General features: G+C 52.1%; 24 protein-coding genes, 1 other RNA gene and 1 pseudogene. 12 read left to right on the forward strand and 14 right to left on the reverse strand.

The genetic code is table 11. The features are described 5' to 3' along the window. The first annotated feature begins 2 nt into the window (after positions 1 to 2). Together ACMHXE_RS14820 and ACMHXE_RS14825 are read left to right on the forward strand one after the other, a co-directional pair. Positions 3 to 503: a hypothetical protein gene (locus ACMHXE_RS14820; RefSeq protein WP_100145520.1), complete on the forward strand. Its 501-nt coding sequence runs from the start codon at positions 3 to 5 to the stop codon at positions 501 to 503. Between the two features lie 300 nt (positions 504 to 803). Continuing rightward, positions 804 to 1,376 (forward strand): recombinase family protein, encoded by a 573-nt coding sequence (locus ACMHXE_RS14825; protein WP_071477084.1) that lies wholly within the window; start codon positions 804 to 806, stop codon positions 1,374 to 1,376. Between the two features lie 695 nt (positions 1,377 to 2,071). On the opposite strand, the gene ACMHXE_RS14830 is transcribed toward ACMHXE_RS14825, so the two are convergent. From ACMHXE_RS14830 to ACMHXE_RS14855, 6 genes are all read right to left on the reverse strand, one after another. Beyond that, entirely contained in the window at positions 2,072 to 2,413 is a 342-nt protein-coding gene (locus ACMHXE_RS14830; RefSeq protein ID WP_413732689.1) for a KilA-N domain-containing protein, read from the reverse strand. Positions 2,414 to 2,477: 64 nt separating this feature from the next. Further along, positions 2,478 to 2,696, reverse strand: coding sequence for a hypothetical protein (locus ACMHXE_RS14835; protein WP_045282675.1), 219 nt, complete (start codon positions 2,694 to 2,696; stop codon positions 2,478 to 2,480). Between the two features lie 124 nt (positions 2,697 to 2,820). Further along, on the reverse strand, positions 2,821 to 3,138 hold the full coding sequence (locus ACMHXE_RS14840) for a Rha family transcriptional regulator (RefSeq protein ID WP_394135396.1): 318 nt from the start codon (positions 3,136 to 3,138) through the stop codon (positions 2,821 to 2,823). Positions 3,139 to 3,238: 100 nt separating this feature from the next. Next, positions 3,239 to 4,444, reverse strand: coding sequence for a tyrosine-type recombinase/integrase (locus ACMHXE_RS14845; RefSeq protein ID WP_413732691.1), 1,206 nt, complete (start codon positions 4,442 to 4,444; stop codon positions 3,239 to 3,241). A 107-nt stretch (positions 4,445 to 4,551) separates the two neighbouring features. Beyond that, an RNA gene (gene ffs, locus ACMHXE_RS14850) (signal recognition particle sRNA small type) lies at positions 4,552 to 4,648 on the reverse strand. A gap of 145 nt (positions 4,649 to 4,793) precedes the next feature. Next, on the reverse strand, positions 4,794 to 5,102 hold the full coding sequence (locus ACMHXE_RS14855; RefSeq protein ID WP_101053386.1) for a ComEA family DNA-binding protein: 309 nt from the start codon (positions 5,100 to 5,102) through the stop codon (positions 4,794 to 4,796). 379 nt (positions 5,103 to 5,481) lie between these two features. Here ACMHXE_RS14855 and ACMHXE_RS14860 point away from each other — a divergent pair, with 379 nt between their 5' ends. Continuing rightward, complete coding sequence (locus ACMHXE_RS14860) at positions 5,482 to 6,876, forward strand: DASS family sodium-coupled anion symporter (protein ID WP_165565281.1); 1,395 nt, start codon at positions 5,482 to 5,484, stop codon at positions 6,874 to 6,876. Positions 6,877 to 6,925: 49 nt separating this feature from the next. Here ACMHXE_RS14860 and ACMHXE_RS14865 read toward each other — a convergent pair whose 3' ends face one another. The 6 genes from ACMHXE_RS14865 to pspA all read right to left on the reverse strand — a co-directional run bounded on the left by ACMHXE_RS14865 (position 6,926) and on the right by pspA (position 12,196). Next, entirely contained in the window at positions 6,926 to 8,119 is a 1,194-nt protein-coding gene (locus ACMHXE_RS14865) for a trans-sulfuration enzyme family protein (protein ID WP_101053382.1), read from the reverse strand. 129 nt (positions 8,120 to 8,248) lie between these two features. Then, positions 8,249 to 9,382, reverse strand: coding sequence for a TIGR01620 family protein (locus ACMHXE_RS14870; protein WP_224866390.1), 1,134 nt, complete (start codon positions 9,380 to 9,382; stop codon positions 8,249 to 8,251). Positions 9,383 to 9,385: 3 nt separating this feature from the next. Next, complete coding sequence (locus tag ACMHXE_RS14875; protein WP_224866389.1) at positions 9,386 to 10,822, reverse strand: YcjX family protein; 1,437 nt, start codon at positions 10,820 to 10,822, stop codon at positions 9,386 to 9,388. Positions 10,823 to 10,876: 54 nt separating this feature from the next. Continuing rightward, positions 10,877 to 11,266 carry an envelope stress response membrane protein PspC gene (gene pspC / locus ACMHXE_RS14880; RefSeq protein WP_101053376.1) on the reverse strand — a complete coding sequence of 130 codons (390 nt, stop codon included), beginning with the start codon at positions 11,264 to 11,266 and terminating at the stop codon, positions 10,877 to 10,879. Continuing rightward, positions 11,259 to 11,492 carry an envelope stress response membrane protein PspB gene (gene pspB, locus ACMHXE_RS14885; RefSeq protein ID WP_101053374.1) on the reverse strand — a complete coding sequence of 78 codons (234 nt, stop codon included), beginning with the start codon at positions 11,490 to 11,492 and terminating at the stop codon, positions 11,259 to 11,261. Before pspB ends, pspC begins: the two co-directional genes overlap by 8 nt. 20 nt (positions 11,493 to 11,512) lie before the next feature. Next, a complete protein-coding gene (gene pspA / locus ACMHXE_RS14890) occupies positions 11,513 to 12,196 on the reverse strand; it encodes a phage shock protein PspA (protein WP_286996628.1) in 684 nt (227 codons plus the stop codon). A gap of 179 nt (positions 12,197 to 12,375) precedes the next feature. Between pspA and pspF the strand changes: the two genes are divergently transcribed. The 9 genes and pseudogenes from pspF (at position 12,376) to ung (ending at position 21,443) form a co-directional block, all read left to right on the forward strand. Then, entirely contained in the window at positions 12,376 to 13,455 is a 1,080-nt protein-coding gene (gene pspF / locus ACMHXE_RS14895; RefSeq protein WP_165565285.1) for a phage shock protein operon transcriptional activator, read from the forward strand. A 226-nt stretch (positions 13,456 to 13,681) separates the two neighbouring features. Beyond that, positions 13,682 to 15,286, forward strand: a complete 1,605-nt coding sequence (locus ACMHXE_RS14900; protein ID WP_226564195.1) for an ABC transporter substrate-binding protein — start codon at positions 13,682 to 13,684, stop codon at positions 15,284 to 15,286. Next, on the forward strand, positions 15,286 to 16,317 hold the full coding sequence (locus ACMHXE_RS14905; protein ID WP_101053464.1) for an ABC transporter permease: 1,032 nt from the start codon (positions 15,286 to 15,288) through the stop codon (positions 16,315 to 16,317). Before ACMHXE_RS14900 ends, ACMHXE_RS14905 begins: the two co-directional genes overlap by 1 nt. After that, entirely contained in the window at positions 16,304 to 17,194 is an 891-nt protein-coding gene (locus ACMHXE_RS14910) for an ABC transporter permease subunit (protein WP_028780445.1), read from the forward strand. The genes ACMHXE_RS14905 and ACMHXE_RS14910 overlap by 14 nt, the downstream gene beginning before the upstream one ends. Positions 17,195 to 17,196: 2 nt before the next feature. Beyond that, entirely contained in the window at positions 17,197 to 18,204 is a 1,008-nt protein-coding gene (locus tag ACMHXE_RS14915) for an oligopeptide/dipeptide ABC transporter ATP-binding protein (RefSeq protein ID WP_101053368.1), read from the forward strand. After that, positions 18,185 to 18,970, forward strand: coding sequence for an ATP-binding cassette domain-containing protein (locus ACMHXE_RS14920; protein ID WP_101053366.1), 786 nt, complete (start codon positions 18,185 to 18,187; stop codon positions 18,968 to 18,970). Before ACMHXE_RS14915 ends, ACMHXE_RS14920 begins: the two co-directional genes overlap by 20 nt. A 116-nt stretch (positions 18,971 to 19,086) precedes the next feature. Then, positions 19,087 to 20,289: an enoyl-ACP reductase FabV gene (gene fabV / locus ACMHXE_RS14925; protein WP_101053364.1), complete on the forward strand. Its 1,203-nt coding sequence runs from the start codon at positions 19,087 to 19,089 to the stop codon at positions 20,287 to 20,289. Between the two features lie 229 nt (positions 20,290 to 20,518). Beyond that, positions 20,519 to 20,731 carry a TOBE domain-containing protein gene (locus ACMHXE_RS14930; RefSeq protein WP_025010701.1) on the forward strand — a complete coding sequence of 71 codons (213 nt, stop codon included), beginning with the start codon at positions 20,519 to 20,521 and terminating at the stop codon, positions 20,729 to 20,731. A gap of 35 nt (positions 20,732 to 20,766) precedes the next feature. Next, positions 20,767 to 21,443, forward strand: a pseudogene (gene ung, locus ACMHXE_RS14935) (uracil-DNA glycosylase). Positions 21,444 to 21,552: 109 nt separating this feature from the next. Here ung and ACMHXE_RS14940 read toward each other — a convergent pair. Together ACMHXE_RS14940 and hupB are read right to left on the reverse strand one after the other, a co-directional pair. Continuing rightward, positions 21,553 to 23,412 carry a SurA N-terminal domain-containing protein gene (locus ACMHXE_RS14940; RefSeq protein ID WP_101053362.1) on the reverse strand — a complete coding sequence of 620 codons (1,860 nt, stop codon included), beginning with the start codon at positions 23,410 to 23,412 and terminating at the stop codon, positions 21,553 to 21,555. Between the two features lie 208 nt (positions 23,413 to 23,620). After that, entirely contained in the window at positions 23,621 to 23,893 is a 273-nt protein-coding gene (gene hupB, locus ACMHXE_RS14945) for a nucleoid-associated protein HU-beta (protein WP_025010704.1), read from the reverse strand. Positions 23,894 to 24,126 lie beyond the last annotated feature (233 nt).

Genomic DNA, 24,126 nt, shown 5'->3' on the forward strand with positions numbered 1-24,126 from the left:
TAATGGAATTGACAGTTAGTATGGTGAATTTTATAAGTGTTATAGCTGCGGTGTTAGCAGCGCTTTTTGCTGGCGGCTCTTTATGGCATAGCGTTAGAACGCATAACAAGCAAGAAGATCTAATTAGGGAACTAGGCTACCTACAGCGAGAACTAACGGCATTAGACTTAAGAAATGCTAAAGAGCGTGAGTTAACCAAAGAAAAGGCTGCGTTTACCGCTAGGTTTGTTGGTTTCGGGAGCAATGGTAGTAAGCACTTAGTTATTACTAATGTTGGTTCGACTCAAGCTAGGGATGTTAGGATTGACTTTGATGAGAGAACTCATTTTGTTCTGCCGTCAGAGGTTGATGAGCTATTCCCGTGTGAACTAGATAGTTCAGAATCTGTTAAGTTGCTGGCAACAACCTCGCTTGGCAATAAAGCGACAAGGGAATCATTTACTTTGTCGTGGGTAGATGGTTTGGGTCGTGACAGTAAAAAATTTAATGTCCAGTATCGCTAATTAATTACGCTTGTATCCTGACTACTAGTCACCTTAAAAATACCAAAAATTTCTGAGGCCTTTCTAGATAAGGCGTTTGCCCCAATTCCCCCCCGTACCCCCTATCGATTTATTTTCTGCCCTTCGTTTCCCCAAGACACTCTCAGACCAACCACAGACACCATCCATAGGCTCAACAAACCATCGTTTTATGACACTGGGAATCGTGGGTCTTATCTGGTATCAACAAAATAGCATTTGACATTGTTGAACCCCAAGATCATTCTTGATACCGATTATGACACCACCGAGAGTTAACTCATGAGAACCTTTGCTTACTGTCGTGTTTCCACTGTCGAGCAGAATGCCGAGACTCAAGCCCACCAGCTCAAGGAGCGCATCCCAGAGCTACTGGATAGTCGTATCATTAGCGAGTCTATCTCTGGAGGCGTAGCAGCCATGGCTCGGCCAGCTTTCAAGAACCTAGTAGACCACAAGTTGGAAGCTGGAGACCGCCTAGTGGTCTTGAAGCTGGATAGATTGGGTCGGGATGCCATAGACGTACTCCAGACCATACAGCATCTGACCTCAAGGGGGATTAGCGTTCAGTCTCTAGACTTGCCTGTGTCCGACCTCAGCACGCCTGAAGGTAAGCTGATGCTATCCCTGATGACAGCCTTTGCCGAGTTCGAGAAGTCCCGCATTGTAGAGCGTACTCAGGAAGGACTCGCAAGGGCCAAGGCTGAAGGCAAGAAGCTTGGCCGCCCTGTAGCCAAAGGAACTACTGAGGCGGTGAAGAAAGCAAGAGAGCAAGGGCTGTCGCAATCCAAGGCAAGCGAGGTCTTGGGGTTGTCTCTGGCGACAGTCAAGAGGCACTGGAATAAGAGCCTGTAAACGCTCTGGATGATCTGCTGTGGCCTCCAGAGTCTTGGATAGGCCAAAGGTATTACTGGAGGCTAATCGAGGCTCTGAGGCGTTCTGAGGATCTTCTGCCTTCCTTGTCTCTGCCTCCCTGTTTTGGTGCTGTCACTGAGACCGCCTACGGTCATCAAGACCACCAGCAGGAGACCATCTGCCAATTGTCCCTCCATATACGACAGAGAAGCCAAGGTCGCTTTGGGTTCTCCTTCGCTTCCTTTGGGCCACACAGTTTCCTCTGCTGTTTCAGTGGCCCTCCAAGGGACTTCAGGACTGCCATAGGTAATCCTCAACCCTCCTAAGTGTTGCTGTCTACGTGTATCGGTCTCCCTTACCTTAAGACTCCTCAGACCTAAGGATCCTCAAGACCAAGGTTCTCCTCAGCCAGTATAACCAATCAGGATAATATCCCTCCCAAGACAGAGCCTCAGACCTAAGGACACCTTAAGACCTAAGGATACCTCAAGACTACCTAAAGACGGGGGCTGGGCTTAATACCACATTTTCATGTTTGTGTCTACATGATTTTGCGATGAATCTGAGCATTATTTACCCACCTAAGCAGACAGCCTCAAGATTCCATTGCTGGTCGGGTGTGTCAGGTGTCAGTCCTGAGGGTCTCCAAGTCAAGCCAGAGGTCGCCTTAGTGGATGCCAGGCTATGCATCCCTCTCAGTGATGGCCTTGGAGGTACAGTTCAGTAGCCCGTTGTTCATGGACAGACACTACGGTCTGGGCTATCTCTTGGGCTTCCTCAATGTCCCCGTTAGTCAGGGCGGTGAAGGCATCCACGACCACCATGTAGAACTCAACATCGCACCACATAGCGTAGGCATAGAGGGCTTCCTGAGTTGCCCATGTGTGGTGGCTCAGATGACCGTTGGCGGCGGCGGTTCTACCAGCGCGCAATTTTGCGCTCTGGACGAGGCAATCCCGAATGCGGTGCCTCCATTGATGTGGGAGCTTAGTCTTCGGCAGCTTGAAGGCTTGGTGAATGTCATTAAGGTCGTACATACCGTCTTCATTTGGATATACGGTCGCGGTGATGTTGGCGCCTCCCTGCGCCTCTGGGCCATCCTTAGGCTGCTTTAAGGTAAGTACAGCAGTCGTCAGAGAAGATTACCGGGAGGCCCTCAGATAGTGCCTGCTTGGCTTCCTCTCGGGTGACCTCTTTCCAGTCCATCGCGGCTGGGTCTTTCTGTTTGACGTTGTGGGCCTCAGAGGTAAGCAAAGCTGGCAGCAGCTCGACCTCAGCAGCTAGTGGATGGGATTCATTAAAGATGTAGACCATAGTCATTGATTACCTCCTGTGTGTATGTGGTGTTCATCTGGTCGGCAAACATACCACCGCAAGATCTCACCTGAGACAATCAAGTCGTATACGCATGGATTTTTCGTGACGGTCATCACGGGTCTTCCGATCAACCGATCATCCCTTGATCGACAGTAAACCTTAGCGGCCCCGGAGTCATGTTAGGCAGTTGGCGTTGCTTGGTCTCCAGCTCCAGCCAGCGGTCGATTACGGCGGCTCTGCGAACTACGTCATAGCCACAGACCAGAATCTCGCACTCGCGGCGAGGCAGTCTGAAGAACGCAACTGTACGTCCATTGGCCCCAGAGTTATCAAAATTCAAAAATGAATCTTGTTCGACATTTAACTGTTCCAACATGCTGCGAATATCTCGGCATATATGGGCGTGCTTCTTACCTGTCAGCTCGGCAATCTCGCGGCTTGACATAGTGGGTACATTGTTGGTTATTGCCGTCAAAGTAGCCCGAACGAAAACTCGTTTCGGCTAATCCAAGTTATCTTGACCTATGGACGGTCATCAGACACCCTCACTCCCAATCCAGAGCCTCAACCACTCTGAGCAGGTTGTTTACCTTGTACTCCTTCCCGTAGCGGTCGAAGGTAATTGAACCATGGGAATGCCCCAATAACCCGGCGACCAAATCAGAGCTAAACTCCTTGCGTTTCAACTGGGTTGCCACCGCATGGCGTATACCGTGCAAGGTCTCTCGCTCTCCCCAGTCCAGTTTCCTTTTGAAGTTGTGGAACCACTTAGAAACAGCATGGGAGTAACCACGAGCCTCCTGTTTAGGCAACTCAGGGAACAGGCGCTGATGACCTAGGCTTCGCTGTCTCTCAACAAAGTGCAGGAAGCCCAGAGCTATCAGCTTAGGGTGAATGGGGATGGCCCTCTCGCTGCTTGGGGTCTTAATTGATTGGTCTGGGTGATTGGCTCGGATAAGGATGCACGGATGACCATCAATTACCGTGAAATCATCCAGATACAACTGAGCCAACTCCCCGACTCTGGCCCCAGTGTACGCCGCAAGCCGAGGCACCCAGTACCTGTAGGCATACCTTTTGGCGTTGCCTATGGGTAGTGCTTGGAATAACTGCTTGATTTGGAATGGAGTCAGCGCCTCCCGCTCTTTAGACACCTTCACCTTTGCCGACACACGAATGCTCATTCCTGCCATGGGATTGGGTGTCCCATAGTGAGCTGAGGCCCACTGCAACAAGGCGGTGACCCTAGTCAGATACTTGTTGATTGTCGCGACAGACAGGTCAGTCTTGGCACTGTAGTGCTGCTTATACCTCTGAGCCAGCTCCTTGGTGAACTGGTCAATCCTAAGGTCACCCAGCAAGGTAATCATGTCTCTGAATGTCTTGCGGTTGACGCTCTCAGTATGTTTCGACCATGCACCACCCAAGACCTTTTCCCGGCTGTATTCATCCGCTATCTGACTCAACTTAGGTAACTGGGGGGATACGGGGGGAATCTCAGAAGGGACTGGGGCCGATACCACAGCACGACCTTGAGAAGACTCCAAGCTGGCTGATGGGGATTGTGTCGCCGATGCTTTGCCTTTAGCCAAGGCATGCAGAGCCTTAAGCACATCCCAAGACCTCAGGACAGCCTCGCGCTTGTCTTTAGTGGCAAGTGTCTTGCGAAGTTCACGTTTCCCTATGGCATCTCTACGGTCTTCAGGAACGACTACACGGGCATACCAGACACCATGTCGGGATCGATACAAGTAAGGAGCTGGATTAGAGGCTTTAGCTAGACTCAAAGTGGACCACCTTGTGGACCCCTTAGGTACTTTCAGCGCTAACTATTTGAAAAGGTTTGGAATTGGAGGTTCCCCCAGAGCCACACCCCGGCACATGAGTCACTTGCTACGGTTGCTCCCTTCCGGGCCTGGCCGGGTTCACAAGTTATCATTGCGGGGGGACCCTGGGGTCACCACAGATTTGCAGCCTTGCTGCAACGCCGTGGATTATCCACCATGCCCCCGCCGGGATCAAGGGAAATAACCTCCGTTTGCCCCCTAGTGCTTTTAAGTGAACATAAGATAAACAAAAACCTGTGTTTACCCTTACTCTTCAAAGTACCAATAGATGTTTATTCTGTTCGACCAGTTTAGCCCCAATCCCCTTCACTTGAGCCAACTCATCAATGGATTTGAATTTTCCTTGGCTGCTACGATATTCCACAATCGCTTTGGCCTTAGCTTCTCCAATCCCTTTCAGTAGCTGCAGCTCAGATTCCGAAGCAGTATTAATATTGATTTGGTGAACCTGTGCTTGGCCGGCTTGCGGGGTTTGTGAAGTTTTATCCTTGGTGGGCTCTCCGGCGTAAAGGGGGAAACTCAAACTAGTTGCAAGTAATAAAGCATAGAATGGTGTTTTCATTGAAGACTCCTTGTCATGGTCATTGAGGCCGAGATCCTTTTCCTTGGCCTAAGAGAAATGTAGACCAGCGCACGGATATTGCAAAATTATTGCAACTAGACATTAGTACAACAGCTTAATGTGACACGCATCACCGTTTTAAACTTTCATTCTCTTTCAGTAATATAGAGGCTGTGCCTCTTAGTTAACCGTTTGAAACAAAAAAACGCTCAAAGGCGATCAAAATTAGGTGATCCATCTCTCCAATTTTCCAATTTCGTGATAGATTCCTCATACAAATGTATTACGCAAGGTGGTTAAGTTACCCAATAAAGCCCTTTGCCAAATGTGAGCTATACCCTAAATTGCTTGCCATAAAAACAAGACGAGGAAGTTAAGAATGTCTTTAGAACAAACGGAAAGCTTACCCCCTTCGCAGACAGAGAAGAGCGTCCAACAACGTAACATGTTGATCTTAGCCGCAGATATCTTGCTGCTTTTCCTATTGCACAGTTTTTTACCTTTTGAACCTGGGGTAAATACCGGTCTGTCTATCTTGGTATTTGCCGCTGTGCTCTGGCTTACTGAAGCCATTCATTTGAGTATCACGGCGATACTCATTCCGGTTCTGGCGGTATTTTTCGGTGTGTTTGAAACCAAAGCTGCCATGAGCAACTTTGCCAACCCAATTATCTATTTGTTTTTTGGTGGTTTTGTATTGGCTGCTGCCCTGCACCATCAAAAAATCGATACTCTTATAGCCCAAAAGGTGTTACTGGCTTCCAAGGGTAAACTCAGTATCGCCTGTATGATGCTGTTCGGAGTAACAGCTTTGCTGTCTATGTGGATCAGCAACACAGCCACAGCGGCCATGATGTTGCCTCTGGCACTGGGGATCTTGCAGCAACTGGATAGAGAGAGCCAACACAACACCTATGTCTTTATGCTGCTGGGTATCGCTTATTCGGCCAACATTGGTGGCATAGGCACTCTGGTAGGTAGTCCACCAAACGCCATTGCCGCTGCCCAAGCTGGCTTGAGCTTTAGCGACTGGCTGGAGTTTGGTCTCTTGACTGTGGCCTTGATGCTGCCAACCATGCTGATCGCCCTGTATCTGTATTTCAAACCAGACTTGTCGGTGGAATGCAAACTGGATATCGAAAATCAGAAACTGAGTTTCCAGGGAAAACTGACCCTGCTTATTTTCCTGGCCACAGTTTGCTGCTGGATCTTCAGTAAGCCCCTATCAGAGGCGCTCGGTGGTATCAGCCAGTTTGACACCATAGTCGCGCTTTCTGCAGTAGTTTTGCTGGCAGGACTTGGCTTGGTTGGTTGGAAAAAGATAGAAAAAACCACCGATTGGGGTGTACTGATACTGTTCGGCGGCGGTCTGACCCTGAGTGCCGTACTGAAAGCCACGGGTACCAGCGTCTTCCTGGCCCATTGGATGACAGACATTTTCGGCAGTACCCATATGTCGCTGTTCGTGTTCGCGGTCATTTTCTTTGTGGTCATGCTGACAGAGTTTGCCAGTAACACCGCGAGTGCTGCGCTGCTGGTACCTGTGTTTGCTGCTATCGCCGAAGCATTGGGGCTGTCGCCTGTGATGCTGTCAGTGCTCATAGGTATTTCGGCATCCTGCGCCTTTATGCTGCCGGTGGCCACGCCACCCAACGCCATTGTCTATGGCTCTGGCTACATAAAGCAGTCTGAAATGATGCGAGTCGGTGTTATCATCAACTTCATCAGTATGTTGGTGCTCTATATCATAGCCCACACCTTCTGGGGCATTTGATTCTCTCAAGCCCGAAAAGATAAGGCGAGCCATGCTCGCCTTATCCCTTTTAACTGATCACTGTCAGTGCCTGCTCCAGATCGGCTATCAGGTCATCCACATCCTCGAGCCCGGCCGATATTCGCAGCAGGCTGTCACCTATGCCGGCTTTAAGACGCGCCTCCTGAGTATAGGGGGAATGGGTCATGGACGCCGGGTGCTGAATAAGCGACTCACAATCTCCCAGACTCACAGCAATTTTGAATAGTGCCAGTCGATTGACAAAGGCCATGGACTGCTCCAAATCGGCCTTAAGCTCAAACGCCAACACCCCACCGGCCCTGCGCATCTGCGAGCCGATAAACTGATGGCCCGGATGGGAAACCAACCCGGGATAATGTACCTTGGCCACGGCTTGATGGGATTCGAGATACTGCGCCAAGCGCTCGGCATTATCGCAATGACGTTCGAGTCGCACCGAGAGGGTTTTCAGGCCTCGCAAAATCAACCAGGCATCGAAAGGCGATAGCACGGCGCCAATATCTTTTAGCTGTTGTTGCTTGATGGCCATTATCGCCGCCAGTGAGCCACAGATGATACCGGCAATAACATCGCCGTGGCCATTGAGATACTTGGTGGCGCTGTGAACAACAAGATCGATTCCCAACTGCAGTGGCTGCTGCAGCAACGGTGTCATAAAGGTGTTGTCCACTATGCTGGTCAGTTGATGGCGCTTGGCTATAGCGGCTATGGCGCGGAGATCATACACGGCCAGATGCGGGTTCACCGGGGTTTCGCAAAAAATCACCCGAGTGTTGGGGCGTATAGCCGCCTCGACGGCCGCGAGATCGGCAAAATCCACCAGAGACACCTCAATACCGAAGCGGGCAAACTGCTCTGTCATCAATGAAAAAGTGCAACCATAGACGGCCGAGGAAGCCAGCAGGTGGTCGCCACAGCTCAAGTATGCCAGCAAGGCCGCCGATACCGCGCCCATGCCGGACGCGGCAGCAGCTGCTGCTTCAGCGCCTTCAAGCAGCGCCAGACGCCGCTCAAGCTCGGCAACCGTCGGGTTACCCAAGCGGGTATAGATATAGCCCTCTTCTTCACCGGCAAAGCGGCGACCACCGCTTTGGGCTGTATCAAAACAGAAGGTGGCACTCTGATATAAAGGCGACACCAATGCCCCGGAAGACTCGCCCGAGTGGCCACCATGAATAGCCAGTGTGGCTGAGTGCAGTACTTTTGGCTGCTTGTGTTGCATGCTTAACTCCCCATGTCAGTCCGCCCATCCCTTATATTGTTATTCGGCTTCTCGCCCGGGATGATTCAGTTGTCCTGGCACCAACATACTGAGTCAGCAAGACTTGCCCAAATCGGCAAGCAAAAATCATTACCCCTTGGTTGTAAAATCTTTGTTACGTTCAGTTTTTCTGGCCAGCACTGAGGCGGAAAAATCCTTCAGTTCCAATAGTAGTTCTTTGTGGATCCGCGACAGTTTGGGCTTGCTGGCACTGGAAAATGCCAGCGGCCGACAAAGCGCCATCGCCTGATAGCCAAGTCTCGCCGTCAACAAACCGCCCCCCAGTCCCTGACCGAGCCGCGCCGAAAGCTTGCCGGACATCTCTACCGACAGCAATTGGGTACCCAAGTCGGTGGCAAGCTCTGTGGTGCCTGCATAGAGAATATTAACCAGGATCCCGCGGATCAGCCGAATACGGCTCCAATAACCCAGCTCTACCCCATAACAGCGGGCGATATCCTGGATCATCTTCTGATTGCGCCAGAGGATCAGCGCCATATCCAGTACCGCCAGCGGGCTGGCCGCCAACAACAACGCCGATTCGGCCGCATAACGGCGCACCAGCTTCATTCCAACCTTGTCACGCTCGGTCAGCACTACCTGATCAAACAGTTGCAACTGCTCAGCATCATTCTGCTCCGGATTCAGCAGCGTCTGCAGCCTGTCCTGCTCCGGCCCCTTGGGCATCTGCTTGCAAATACCATAGATAAAATCGCGCGCTTCGCCCATCTGCATACTGCCGAGCAGGCGTTGCCCGGTTTGCTGAGTATCTTCCACCTGGCGCAGGCGTTTGAGTTTACGCCACTCCCCGAAACAAAGCTTGCCAACCCAGGCCAGCACCAAGGCTAGCACCAGGCTGTAAAAACCAAACAGCCAAGGGCTTTCCCGCCAGGCATCGATAAGACCAAGCAGTGTCTGCACCACAACAGCCGCCATCACGCCCAGCAGAGCCAAACGCGCCAACCAGGACCAGCGTTTGGGCTTGAGGGAGATGAGTTGATCTGCCTTGGGCTGTGCACTCAGCACTTGTTCCAGTTCGGCTTCTGTGGGGTATTCAACAAAGTCATCGCCTTGAAAATCCTTGGCCGCGGCCAATTCGACGGCGGATTCCGGCTGATGACTGAAAATTCTCTGCGGCGCCAACTCTGTGGTTTGCGCTTCATCAGCGTGACTGCCGTTGCCGGCAGCATTGTCAACACGCTTTTCTGAACTGTGTTTTGCCACGACTTACCTCAACTTGTCGCCCAAAAGAAACTCCAGCAGGTGATCGAGCCGGATATGTTCATAGCCTAGTTCCGGTTGGCTGTCGGGCGGCGCAAACTCACAGAAATGAAATCCCTGCCTTTGCCAAAACGCTTTCTCAGGCAAGGCTCTGGGCACCTCGCCCGGATACAGGGTCACCTTCTGGCCATCGCTCATGCGCCTGCCACAGACTACTTCCACTTCTGCGCCATCGGCATCTTTTACCATACCGTGACGGGTCGCCTTGATGGCGCTGATGGCCATGGTTTCCACCCTACTGCCGGCAAATCCAGCCTGTTGCCGACTGGGCGCCAGCATGGCACTGAGCAGTGACAACACATTGCCCTGCTGATCCCGGGTCACCTGATCGACTTTACTGGCGGCAAACAGCAGAGTATCTATTCGAGGAGCAAACAAACGGCGCAGCAAATTGGACTGGCCATACTGGAAGCTGGCGCTAATGGCATTGAGTGCTTCGGCCATATCTTCAAACTGCGCCTTGCCACGATTAAGGGCGCTGAAACAATCCACCAGAATTAACTGACGGTCGAAACCGGCAAAATACTCCTGATAGAAGGGCTTAACCACCTTGGCCAGATATTGCTGATATCTGTGCCTGAGCACCTGATAATTACTGCGACGTCCGGCCGATGCCAGTTGCTGTTTGTCTTTGAGTTGCTCGGGTAACAGGGGAAAAAAGGCCAAAAGTGGCGTACCGGCCAGTTCTCCGGGCAGCAACATTCGCCCCGGCTGTGCCTGATAAAACCCCTGTTGATGCACCAGATCCAGCAGTAGTAACCGATAACTTTCGGCAATGGCGGCCAGCGCCTGATCGTCGGCATCGGCGTACAAATCCAGCGCCGCCAGCGCTGCAGCAAATTTAGGGTAAAGAGGCGAGGCTTCCAGGGTTGATTGCCGAGCAAAACGGGTTTCGGACCAGCGGTTAAAGTCCTGACTCAACATGGGCAAGTCCAGCAACCACTCCCCGGGGTAATCGACTATGTCAAGATGCAGCTTGGCGCTGTCAGCCAATTTTGCCAGCATCCCTCTTGTAGGCACATATTTGAGCGTCAGCCGCAGCTCACTGATACTGCGGGTCGATGCCGGCCAACTGGGCTTGGCCGCGGTCAAGCTGGCAATCGCCGCATCAAAGTCAAAACTGGCTATGGTCAAATCCGGCTGCAGCTCCCGCCTAACCCCGAGTAAACGTCCGTCGCGGCACACCTGAAATAGGGGTAAGCCCCTGCCATCAGCCTCAGTACCGGCGCGCAGCAGTCTATCCACCAGCGCGGTAATAAAGGCCGTCTTGCCGGCGCCGGAAAGGCCGGTAACCGCCAACCTAAGATGCCTGTCTGTAGTGCGCTGTGCCAACTCGCGGGTTTTATATTTGAGTTTGCCGAACTCTTGCCTGACGCTTGCCATAAGTCTCCTGATACAAACAAACGGGGCGGTAAACACCGCCCCTTGAACAAGGATTTATAGGTTGTTGAATTGTCTTTTCAACTCGAACTGCTCAGAGGTGACATGTTGTTCGAGTGCCCTGAGCCTATGCTCCAGCGATTGAAAGCGATTGCTTACATCTCTGAGCGCTTGCCCGGCGGGCTCCCCGGCTTGCCAGACCTTTTTCTTGACCCCAATGTCCTTATGGGTGTCTTTAGCTGTCCAAGGTTTGACATCCAGTATCATCCACAGCACCAGATAGGTGATAATCACCATTCCATAGCCACCGAGCACAAGGATTGAAACCGTAGCGACCCGAACCAACCAAGGTTCCAGATTAAAGTACTCGGCTACCCCGGCACAGACCCCGGCGATCTTCCTTTGCTGGGGAATGCGGTAAAGAGTACGCTTGCCTGATTCAGTCATGACGTTGCCTCCATTCCGGGGACTCGGCATCCAGGATGGCTTCCAGCGTTTCAATCCTTTGGCCCATCTTATCAGCTGTGTCTATCAAATCGTTAAGCTGTTTGAACTCTGCCTCGGTAAGCCCCTGGCTCACCTGACTTTTACTGCGATAATGCAGAATCAACCAGATTGGCGCCACAAAGATCATGAAGATAATCAGGGGTGCCAGCAGTAAGTCCATATCCATAAATCACCTCTGAGTCTGTATTATTTTTTGGTTTTGGCGCTATCGCCTTTCACCTTGGCCTTCAAGGCTTCCAGCTCGGCGCTGACAGAATCTTCGGCCTTGAGTGCCGCAAATTCCTCTTCCAGACTGGACTTCTTGCCACCCAGATCATAGGACTCAACTTCAGCCTCCAGACCTTCGATGCGACGCTCATACTGTTCAAACTTGAGCATGGCATTGTCGATTTTGCTGGAATCCAGCTGCTTTTTCACTTCCAGGCGTGAAGAAGCAGTTTGCTTGCGCATTATGATGGTCTTCTGGCGAGCCTTGGCATCGGCCAGCTTTTCCTGCAGTTGACCCACTTCCTCTTTCAGGCGGGCGATATGCTCTTCAACCACCTCGAGCTCTTGCTCCAGGGTTTGCGCCAGCGCTGCGGCTTTTTGCTTTTCAACCAGCGCGGCCTTGGCCAGATCTTCCCTGTCTTTGCTCAGTGCCAGCTCGGCCTTTTCCTGCCAATCCTGCACCTGAAGTTGCACTTTGCCAATACGGCGGAGTAACTCTTTCTTCTCTGCCAATACTTTAGCCGAAGTAGAACGTACTTCAACCAGGGTATCTTCCATTTCCTGAATGATCAGGCGCACCATTTTTTCCGGATCTTCTGCCTTGTCCAGCAAGGCACTGATGTTGGCATTAATGATGTCGGCAAAACGTGTGAAAATTCCCATAATCCTGTCCTCTACATTTATTGTGGGTCTCGGTTCTTGTAATACAGATCCCGTGCCAACTTTTAATTTATTAACAATATCAATGATTTAATATAAATCTTAACTTTTACTTTATTTATTTAACCTACCCGCATATTATGATTTTCACCAATTATTAGCGTTAAAGACTAACTGTTATCGTGGCCAATCCCTATCAGCAAGACAATCTTATCGGTCAATCCAATGCCCTGTTGGAGGTGTTGGAGCACGTTTCCCAAATCGCACCACTGTCCAAACCTGTGCTTATCATAGGTGAGCGGGGGACGGGTAAAGAGTTGATCGCCGAACGTCTGCACTATCTTTCCCAACGCTGGGATCAGAGTTTTATCAAGCTCAATTGTTCCTCTCTGAGTGAAAATCTACTGGAAAGTGAACTGTTTGGCCATGAGTCCGGCGCATTTACCGGCGCCAAGGGACGTCATGAAGGCCGCTTCGAGCGCGCCGACGGCGGCACCCTGTTTCTTGATGAGCTGGCCAATACGTCCGGCCTCATTCAGGAGAAGCTGCTGCGGGTTATTGAATATGGTGAATATGAAAGGGTGGGCGGCAGTAAGACCCTCAATGCCGATGTACGTCTAATCTGCGCCGCCAATGAAGACTTACCCAGTCTGGCGGAAGCCGGCGAGTTTCGAGCCGATCTGCTCGACCGTTTGGCATTCGATGTGATCACCCTGCCGCCGCTGCGCTGCCGCCGGGAAGATATTCTGCCATTGGCCGAATACTTTGCCGTGGGGATGGCGCGCCAGCTCAAGCTGGAGCTGTTTACCGGTTTTGCCGCCGCAGCCGTGGCGACCATGATGGATCACAACTGGCCGGGTAATATTCGGGAGCTTAAAAATGCCATAGAGCGCAGCGTCTATCGCCATGGCCATAACCCCGAACCGATTGAAAACATAGTGCTCGACCCCTTTGCCTCGCCCTACCGGCCCACCAAGCGAGTCAAGACCCATAGTCGCCAGTTGGCGACCGCTGAAGTTGGCAATGAAGTCCTTGCCGGCAGTGCCGCCGCACCGACGAGCGATAGCCCGGAACCTTCGGCAAACCAGATACAGTTCCCGGTGGACTTCAAACAATGCTGTGAAGACTTCGAGACCGACCTGATTCAACGTGCGCTCAGTGCCAGCCAGTTCAATCAAAAGAAAACCGCCGAGCTACTGGGACTTAGCTACCATCAGCTCAGAGGCATACTGAAAAAATACAATTTGCTCGATAAGGCATAAGCCGATTGCCCAGGTAACGGCTGCACTGCTAAAATGTTCGGTCAACATCTGAATAACTAACGATTTTGTAATGAATCTGCTGACGTTAAGCCCCGGGCGAGGCTCTGATGCAATGGCGCAAGTCTCCAGGAGCAAGCTCTACGGACGCCTTGCCACTGGGCGTTTATTCCGCTCATGTCGGCGCCTGAAACTGACCGGGTGCATACTGACCGGCCTGGCTCTGACAATGCTGCTTGGCGGCTGTGGTCAACAGAAAGTGCCTTCCGGCCTGGTTTACTGCTCCGAGGGCAATCCCGAGTCGTTCAACCCGCAGCTGGTGACCTCGGGAACCACAATCGATGCCACCTCGCACCAAATTTATAGCCGCCTGGTGGATTATGATCCCGAGAGCGGCGATATCATCCCGGCACTGGCAACCGAGTGGCAAATAAGCGAAGACGGCCTCAGTTATGAGTTTGAGTTGCGCCAGCGTACCCTATTTCACGAACAGCCATACTTTCACCCCAGCCGGCATTTCAATGCAGATGATGTGCTGTTCAGTTTCAATCGCATCATAGACAAACAGCACCCTTTCCATGAGGTAGCTCAGGGCGGTTACCCCTTCTTCCAAAGCATAGGCTTTGCCGGGCTGATAAAATCCATCAGCAAACTGAGCGAATACCGAGTCAGATTTGAACTCAACCAACCCGATGCTTCATTCCTGTCCAATCTGGCCACCGACTTTGCGGTAATCCTTTCCAAAGAGTATGCCGATCAGCTTCTCGCCCAAGGCAGCCCACAACAGTTGGATAACCAGCCGGTAGGGACAGGCCCCTTTATGCTGGTGCAATACGTTAAGAATGAATATATCCGCTACCGGCGCCACCCAGGTTACTGGGGCAATATGCCGCAGTCTGAAATGCTGGTGTTCGATATCACGCCACGAAGCACTACCCGCCTGGCCAAGCTGATCACCGGCGATTGCAGCGTCTCGGCCTTGCCCAAGGCCGGTGAGTTGCCGGTTATTGAGCAGCACGACAACCTGGTTTTGGAGAGCCGCCCCGGGATGAACGTGGCCTATTGGGCCTTCAATACCCAAAAACCGCCGTTCAATGATGTCAGGGTCAGACGGGCGCTGGCCTACGCCATCGACAAGCAAAACCTGCTCAAAGCCGTTTATCAGGACACTGCCGTCGAGGCAACCGGTATTCTGCCGCCCTCCTCCTGGGCCTATTCCGACTCGGCCAAGAGTTATGAATATGCCCCGGACAAAGCCAGGGCGCTGCTGGATGAAGCCGGCATAGATAAACTGGAGCTGGATATCTGGGCTATGCCTGTGGCACGAATATACAACCCCAATGCGCTAAAGACCGCCGAGCTGATCCAGGCTGATTTGGCGACCATAGGTGTCAAGGTCAATATCGTCAACTACGATTGGAGTGTGTTCACCCAAAAACTGGCGCGCAGTGACTATGACTCAGTACTCATCGGCTGGAACGCCGACAACAGCGATCCGGATAACTTCTTTACCCCCTTGCTCAGTTGTGGCTCCATCGCCTCCAACAACAACCGTTCCCGCTGGTGTAACCCCAAATTTGACGGCCTGCTCAACCAGGCCAGACGCGTGACCGACAGAGAAAGTCGCAGTTTGCTGTACCGCCAGGCCGAGGCGATTCTGGCACAGGATATGCCGCTAGTGAGTCTGGCACATGCCAAACGTATGGCGCTAAAAAATGCCAGCGTGACCGAAACCAGCCTAACGCCTTTTGGCGGTATCGCCTTTGCCAACATAGGCCACGGCAATAAAGCGACTGCTGATGCCCCAATGCCGCCCGCAAAGGATCAAGAATGATGGCTGCTTACCTATTGCGCAGACTCAACCTCTTTGTCGCCACCTCTATGCTGCTGATTGGTGTACTCTTCTATGCCACCAGTTTGTTTCCGGTTGACCGCATCTACGCCCTGACCGGGATCCAGGCACCGACTGATGCCCAGGAGGCGCAAATCATTGCCGATTATCATCTCGATGGCGGCTCTTTTGCCCAGTTTATGGGTTATTTAACCCAGAGACTCAGTGGCGATCTCGGTATTTCGGTGACCTCTCAAAGGCCAGTGGCAGAAGAGCTGTTGGCGGTATTGCCGGCCTCTTTCGAACTGGCGACTGTATCCGGTTTATTTGCCATCATCTTCGGGGTGCCACTGGGGGTGCTGGCCTCATTGAGTAAACAGAAACTAACCCAAAACGCCATCATGGCGGTAACACTGACAGGTTACTCAATTCCGGTATTCTGGCTCGGGCTGTCCCTGTCACTCTGGTTCGGTGTCAGGCTGGGTTGGCTGCCAATTTCCGGCCAGATAAACCTGCTCTATGAAATCAAGCCTGTGACCGGCTTTATGCTGATAGACACCCTGCTTTCCGACTCGCAATACCGCTTATCCGCCTTTAAGGATGCCGCCTTGCATATAATCTTGCCAGCGCTGACCTTGTCTGTGTTGCCCTTTACCGTGGTGGTACGTATTACCCGCTCGGCGATGATGAATGTGATGAACCAGACCTATATCCGCGCCGCCGAGGCAAGAGGTCTGCCAACCAGCAAAATCGTTTTGCGCCACGCCCTGCCCAATGCCTTGATCCCCTTGCTCAAGCATCTGGGACTTATGCTGGGGCCATTTGCCAGTTATGCCATAGTGGTGGAGGTAATCTTCAGTTGGCCTGGAGTAGGCTCCTGGCTGGTATCTGGTATCTATCAGCGGGATTACACTGTGATCCAGGGCGGTACACTGGCGGTAGCGCTGCTGATTATCTTTCTGAGTATTCTGATTGAAGTGCTGCATACGGCCACCAATCCGCTCAGCAGGAAGGAACTCTATGCCTCAAATTAAGATTTATCAGGAAGACGATATTCCGTCCCCCAGCCTCAAGCTCTGGCGTACCTTTGCCGCCAACCCTTTTGCGCTTGCCGGGCTTTGGGGCGTGCTCTGCCTGCTGATCCTGACAATGTTCGGGCCCATGATTGCCCCTTACCCGGCCGATTTTCAAGATCCCAACGCCCTGTTACTGCCACCATCCTGGGACGATCTCGGCACGGTTGAGCACTTTCTCGGTACAGACGATCTCGGCAGGGATATCTTTTCCCGCCTGCTGCACGGCACCAGCTACACCTTCGGCATGGCGCTGGCGATTGTTGCCACCGCGCTCCTGGTCGGATTTATCATAGGTTCATTCTCGGGGATGATGCGCGGCCTCAAGTCCAGTATCCTTGGGCACCTGCTCGATGCCCTGCTGTCGATTCCATCACTCTTGATGGCCATTTTGGTGGTGGCGGTAATGGGCCCAGGGCTGATGAACGTATTCTGGGCCGTGGGGATTGCGCTCACCCCTCAGTTTGTGCGCGCCATACATCAAGCCGTGCATGAAGAGTTGCAAAAAGAGTATGTCACCGCCGCCAAGTTGGATGGTGCCAATGGTCTGCAGATATTCTGGTTTGTGATTATGCCCAATGTCTGGGAGACTGTGATTATTCAAACCACGCTGGCAATATCAGCGGCCATTTTGGATATCGCCGCGCTGGGTTTTCTCAACCTCGGCGCCCAGGCGCCCAAATCCGAATGGGGCGCCATGGTGTTCCAGGGGCTGGATAACCTGCTGACCGCTCCCTGGACTGTGACCATTCCGGGAGCCGCTATCCTGCTGAGTGTATTGGCCGTCAACCTGGTCGGCGATGGACTGAGATCGGCGCTTGCGCCCATCAGAAACTGATTATGCCATTACTCGATATACGAAATCTCACCATAGAACTGGACACGCCACAAGGGCGGGTCAAGGCATTGGAAAAAGTCAGCCTGACTGTCAATGCCGGAGAAATCCATGGTCTGGTCGGTGAATCCGGCTCGGGCCGCTCTCTCATGGCGCGGGCCATTCTCGGCATTCCCGGCCCCAACTGGACTGTCACCGCCGATCGCATGATGTGGGATGGCCGCAACCTGATGGAAATGACCCATGCAGAACGCCGTAGTCTGATGGGCTCTGATATGTCAATGATATTTCAGGACCCTTCCGGCAGTTTCGACCCGGCGCTGACCGTGGGCAGCCAATTGATTGAAGCCATGCCGTTGAATAGGCAGACACCTTTCTTTCGCCGCAGTAAAGAGCGGCGCCTCACTGCCCAGAAATGGCTGCACAAAGTGGGGGTCAAAGAGCCGCGGCGGGTGCTGGCCAGCTACGCCTGGGAACTCTCCGAAGGTGAATGCCAGAAAGTGATGATCGCCATGGCGCTCGCCAATCGCCCCAAGTTGCTGATAGCCGATGAACCCACGGCTTCGATGGAACCCAGTACCCAGGCGCAGATTTTTCGTCTGTTGACCCAGCTCAATCAGTTGCAGAACGTCGCCATCTTGCTGATCAGCCACGAGCTGGACACACTGTCGAACTGGTGTAACCGCCTGACTGTACTCTACAGCGGCCAGGTGATGGAATCCGGCCCTACCGCAGAGCTTCTTGAGCAGCCCTATCATCCCTATACCAAGGCGATGCTGGATAATATGCCGGACTATTCCGGCCCTGCAGCCCACAAGACGCTGATGCCGACCCTGCCGGGCTCAGTGCCGGCGCTGCAACATCTGCCGATAGGCTGTCGCCTGGGGCCTCGCTGCCCAGAAGCCCGCAAACAATGCGTGGTGCAACCGCAACTGAGCCATCACAAAGACAGATATTACGCCTGCCATTTCCCTTATCAGAGTGAGCCTATTGATGACGACTCCCTTGCTTAAAGTCACGGACCTGAGCAAACGCTACTTCAGCGGCTACAAGGGCTTTCGCCGCCAATATACTGAAGCTTTGGCGCCCATTTCGTTCGAACTCAACAGTGGCGAAACCCTGGCCATCGCCGGTGAAGCCGGCTCCGGCAAAAGTACTTTGGCCCGCATTTTAGTCGGCGCCGAGTATCGCAGCGGCGGACAAATTCTGTTCAATGGCGAGCCGCTCGACAGCCATGATCTGAAACAGCGCTGCAGACTTATCAGGATGATATTCCAGGATCCCAACACCTCACTCAACCCCAGGCTGACCATAGGGGAGTTGCTCAATGAGCCGCTGAGATTTAATACCCGGTTGTCGGCCCATGCCCGCAGCGAACAAGTGATTGAGACCCTGCGCAAAGTCGGCTTGCTGCCGGAACATGTGGAGTTTTACCCCCACATGATTTCCGAAGGTCAGAAACAGCGGGTGGCGGTGGCTCGGGCCTTAATGCTCAACCCGAGGATCATTATCGCCGATGAAGCCCTGACGGCCCTGGATCTCTCGGTGCGGGCGCAGATCCTCAACCTGCTGCTCAAGCTACAAAAAGAGATGGGACTTTCCTATATATTTGTGTCCCACAACCTCAATGTTATTCGCCATGTAAGCGACAAGATCATGGTGTTGCACAAGGGGGTGATGGTGGAAAAAGCCGCCACTGAGACCCTGTTCAATGACCCGCAACATGAATACACCCAAAGATTGCTGCAAGAGCAGGCACAATTGACCCGCAAGCGTTGATAAGGGTTCAAACTGCTCCAACCACTGCCCCGTCGGCAGGCTTTTTGAAAAAATCAGTACCAATTCAAGTTGAAATACTTATCCTAATGACAGTTTTCGGAAGAAGAAGCTAAGACATGATTATTAAACCTAAAATTCGTGGTTTCATTTGTACCACTACTCATCCTCTGGGCTGTGAAGCCAACGTGCTGGAGCAGATCAACACCACCAAGGCCAAAGGCAAGATAGCCAATGGCCCCAAGAAAGTACTGGTGGTAGGTTCTTCCAGTGGTTATGGTCTCTCCTCCCGTATTGCCGCCGCCTTTGGTTCCGACGCTGCCACTATAGGGGTCTTTTTTGAAAAGCCCGGCACTGAAACCAAACCAGGCACAGCCGGTTGGTACAACTCGGCGGCGTTTGACAAGTTTGCCAAGGCAGAAGGCCTGTATTCCAAGAGCATCAACTGTGATGCCTTCAGCCATGAAGCCAAAGCCAAGGTGATTGAGCTGATCAAGGCCGATCTGGGCCAGATAGACATGATAGTTTATTCACTGGCCTCGCCTGTGCGTAAATTGCCTGACAGCGGCGAAGTGATCCGCTCAGCCCTCAAGCCTATCGGCGAGTCATATCGCTCTACCGCGGTGGACACCAACAAAGACACCATCATTGAAGCCTCGGTTGAACCGGCCACAGAGCAGGAAATCAACGACACTGTGACTGTGATGGGTGGTCAGGATTGGGAACTGTGGGTAGATGCCCTCGACAAAGCCGGTGTGCTGGCCGATGGCTGCAAGACAGTAGCTTACAGCTATATAGGTACAGAGCTGACCTGGCCTATCTACTGGCATGGTGCTCTGGGTAAAGCCAAGATGGATCTCGACCGCGCCGCCGGCGAACTGAACCAAAGACTGGCCGCCAAGGGTGGCAGTGCCAATGTCGCCGTGCTCAAGAGTGTGATCACTCAGGCCAGTTCGGCTATTCCGGTAATGCCACTGTATATCGCCATGGTCTTCAAGAAGATGCGCGAAGAAGGCCTGCATGAAGGCTGTATGGAACAGATTTACCGTATGTTCAGCGAGCGCCTATACAAGGCCGATGGCAGCAAGCCAGAAGTAGACGATGCCAACCGCCTGCGCCTGGACGATTGGGAGCTGAGAGAAGACATCCAGCAGCATTGTCGCGATCTCTGGCCACAAATCACCACAGAAAACCTCAGTGAGCTGACTGATTACCGTGAGTACAAGGCCGAATTCCTTAAGTTGTTTGGCTTTGGTATCGAAGGCATAGACTATGATGCCGACGTTAATCCAGCCGTTGAGTTTGACGTGATTGAACTCTAAATTGAAACAATAACGCTGACCGAAAAACGCCGCTATCAAGCGGCGTTTTCTTTTACCACCACAAGTAAAGGTTAAATTATAAGCTTTCAGGCAATGAATCGACCGTGGGCATTTTACCTATGGTTGCAGAATCAGCGCTTGGAGCCCAAATTTGTCGCTCAGGCATCCATCTTGAGGACGATTGAGTTTATACTCTTTACCTTGCTAATTATTCTTCCAGGAGAAAACCATGAAAATCAGTGCACGCAACTGTCTTGGCGGTACCATCAAAGCCATCGAAGAAGGCTCTGTAAACAACGAAGTCACCATTGAACTGGCTCCGGGTGTCGAATTAACTTCCGTAGTCACCAAAGCCTCCTGTGAGCGTTTAGGGCTTAAAGTCGGTGACAGTGCATACGCACTGATCAAAGCCAGCAGCGTAATGCTGGGTGTTGACGAATAATCAATGAGCAGCGCCGCAAGGCGCTGTTTTTTGTTATGCATACGGATATCAGTTGGGCCAAAGTGCTGGGCCCTGAAAAACAACAAGCCTATTTTCAAGAGACGCTGGCTTATATCAACGCCGAGCGTGCCCGGGGAAAAATCATCTACCCTCCCAAAAACAATACCTTCAACGCCCTGCGTTATACACCACTATCAGAAGTCAAAGTAATGCTCCTGGGACGAGATCCCTATCATGATCCAGATCAGGCCCACGGCCTGTGCTTCTCAGTGCCCAAAGGGGTGATGCCACCGCCTTCATTGCAGAACATGTTTAAGGAGCTGACCACCAATACAGTCCCGGGATTTCGCTATCCAAGCCATGGCAATCTTTGCAGCTGAGCCAGTAAGGCGTGCTGCTGCTCAATACTGTGCTCAGTGTCGAGCGTTATCAGCCACACTCCCATGCCCATATCGGCTGGGAACTATTCACCGACAGAGTGATAGAGGCGGTCGATAAATACACAAAAAGCGTGGTGTTTCTGCTTTGGGGGAAGCCTGCCGGGCTCAAGGCTCAGCGGATTGATGGCAGCAAACATCTTATCTTAAAGGCCCCTCAGCCATCGTCGCGCTCGGCTCACAGAGGGTTCTTTGGCTGTAATCATTTCAATCGGGCCAACGATTACCTCATAACCAAAGGCAAGGCGCCCATAGATTGGCGCTTACCAGACTAACCTGCCGCTCGCCAAAGTCCTGGCACCCTGGTTAACCACAGAACATAAATCCCAGACATAAAGAAGCCGGTCACTTGGACCGGCTTCTAAGCTAAATCAATGAAGCTATTTACTCATCGCCTTCCGGGTAAACGATTTCAGCTTTGGCCTTCAGCATATCGATAACAGCGCGATAGTCATTCTCACCGTACTGGCTATTAAGACCTTGCTTAATGGCCGCAACCTGATCGGCAGGTACGCTTTCAGTGGCATGGATTGCATCCAATACCACTACCGCATAACCGGTCGCCAGCGATACAGTATCAACGCTCAAGCCCTCTTTGGCCTTGGCCATCTGGAATGCCTTGCTCACCAAAGCCGAATCTACGTCCTGGGTGAAACGTCCCAGGTTAGCACGGCTCTGCAGCGCGATATCAGCACTACCTTCTTTGAGCTTGACCATGTATTCCTGCGCCTTGTCACGAGCAATCTCATTAGCCTTTTGCTGCTTAAGACGCGCTTCAATGGCAGGCTTCACTTCGGCGAATTCCAGCGTGCCGGCTTGTTGATGTTCCTTAACGCGGATAACCACGACATGGTTGCGCTCTACTTCAAGCAGCTCACTGTTCATACCTCCCAGTACATCACTGGAGAAGGCGGCCTTGGACAGCTCCGGCTTATCGAAAGGCGCAGGCGCGTTATCACGGCCGAACAACCGGGTAGTCTTGATCTCTGCACCAACGGCCTTGGCCGCCTCCTGCAGGTTATCAGGGATTTCATAGCTGGTATCGGCCAGTTTTTGCTGCAAACCATAGAATTGGTTGACTGCTTCATCCTGCTTGAGTTGGGCAACTATCTTGTCTTTCACTTCGGCGAAAGGAGCAGTCTGACCGCTTTGGATATCCAATAACTTGATGATATGGAAACCAAATGGTGTCTTGACCACTTTGGAGACATCACCCTTACTCAATGCAAACAGAGCGTCATCAAAAGCAGGATCCATCACACCAGGCTCAAACCAACCCAATTCACCACCCTTCTCACCGCTCAAGGTATCCTGGGAATCGGACTTGGCCAGCGCAGCAAAATCAGCGCCGTTTTCCAGTTGCTTATGAATATCCTCGGCCTTGGCTTCGGCGTTGTCGGTCGAGGCATCAATCAGAATATGGGCAGCCAGACGCTTTTCGGCAGTCTGATATTGATTCTGATGCTCATCATAGTAAGTCTTGGCTTGCTCATCGCTGACCTCAATGCTATCGGCCAAATCTTTGGCATCAAGCTCAACATATTCCAGACTGATCATTTCCGGACGTTCAAATTGGGCCGGATTGGTGTCGTAGAATGATTTGACTTCCTCTTCGGTCACTGTCGCTTGGCCCAGGAAAGGCTCAGCGTCAACCAAGAGATAGCGAATATCACGGGTTTGTCCCTGCAGCTTTGCCAGAGATTCGGCTTCACCATTGAGAACAAACTCACTGCCAATCAAGGCGCTAATCAGCTGTCGACGAGTCATGTCCACCCGCATGCTTTCACGGAAAGTGGCTTGTTGATAGCCCAGTTGGCGCAGAATCGCTTCGAAGCGATCGTTGTCAAACTTGCCTTCTGTCTGGAAAGCCGGTTCTTGTCTAATGGCTTCTGCGATTTGAGCATTGGACACTCTCAAGCCCATTTCAGCAGCGGCTTGATCCAGCAGCTTTTGCGCTACCAGACGTTCAAGCACCCCTTGCTTGATACTGGCCAGATAAGCATCATTGGCCGCCAGGGCGTCAAACATCTCACCCAACTGTTGTTCCAGACGGGCACGCTCGCTTTGATAGGCCTGGTCCAGTTCGGTTGTGGAAATCTCTTCACCATTGACTGTGGCGGCCGGAGCCACTGAGGAGGAACCCAGGTAACTGCTTACACCAGCAAATGCAAAGGAAAGTATCACCAGTACCAAAATACCTTTGGCTATTACGCCCTGTGACCCTTCGCGAATCTTCTCTAACATCAGACGTCTCGCTTAGCGATTAATAGTAAAAAAAAGGCGCATCTCTTGTGGGATGCGCCTATCTGTAACATGAATGGAGTCTGCAGACGCTACTTCAGCTTATCCTCACACTCCGAAACGTCGGCTAATCCGGCGCTTCCCAATCCGTAAAAAGCACTGCCTGGCAGTGCTTAATCTTTACGAAAGCCTACAAAGGCTACGATGTTAATTAGTTAACAGCGTCTTTAAGAGCTTTACCTGCTTTGAATGCAGGGATCTTAGCTGCAGCGATTTTGATCTCTTTCCCGGTCTGTGGGTTACGACCAGTACGCTCAGCGCGCTCACGCACTTCAAAAGTACCGAAACCAACAAGAGAAATTTTGTCGCCTTCTTTCAGACCATCAGTCACAGCTGCGATGAAAGAGTCCAGTGCGCGGCCGGCAGCGGCTTTAGAAATGTCAGCACCAGAAGCGATTTTCTCGATTAGTTCAGATTTGTTCATGTCATCCCCTTGAATGTAGTTTTCGCGCCGCAACCAAATCCTTCTCTAGAGCGGTCTGCGGAGGCTTTTATAACAAGCTTGATACCAAAGTTCAAGCTCAGTTGGAAAACCAAAGAATTTAAATTGGATACAGCTCAAAGCCAGTTGCCCCAAGGGCTTGGCACAACTGGCTCTCCACAGACCTAGGCTACCACAGGTCTGGGTTTTGTTAAGCCCCTTTTTTCATTTTTTTT

The organism is Shewanella sp. BJSY2023SW007 (assembly GCF_047314525.1).
Lineage (GTDB): Bacteria > Pseudomonadota > Gammaproteobacteria > Enterobacterales > Shewanellaceae > Shewanella > Shewanella chilikensis.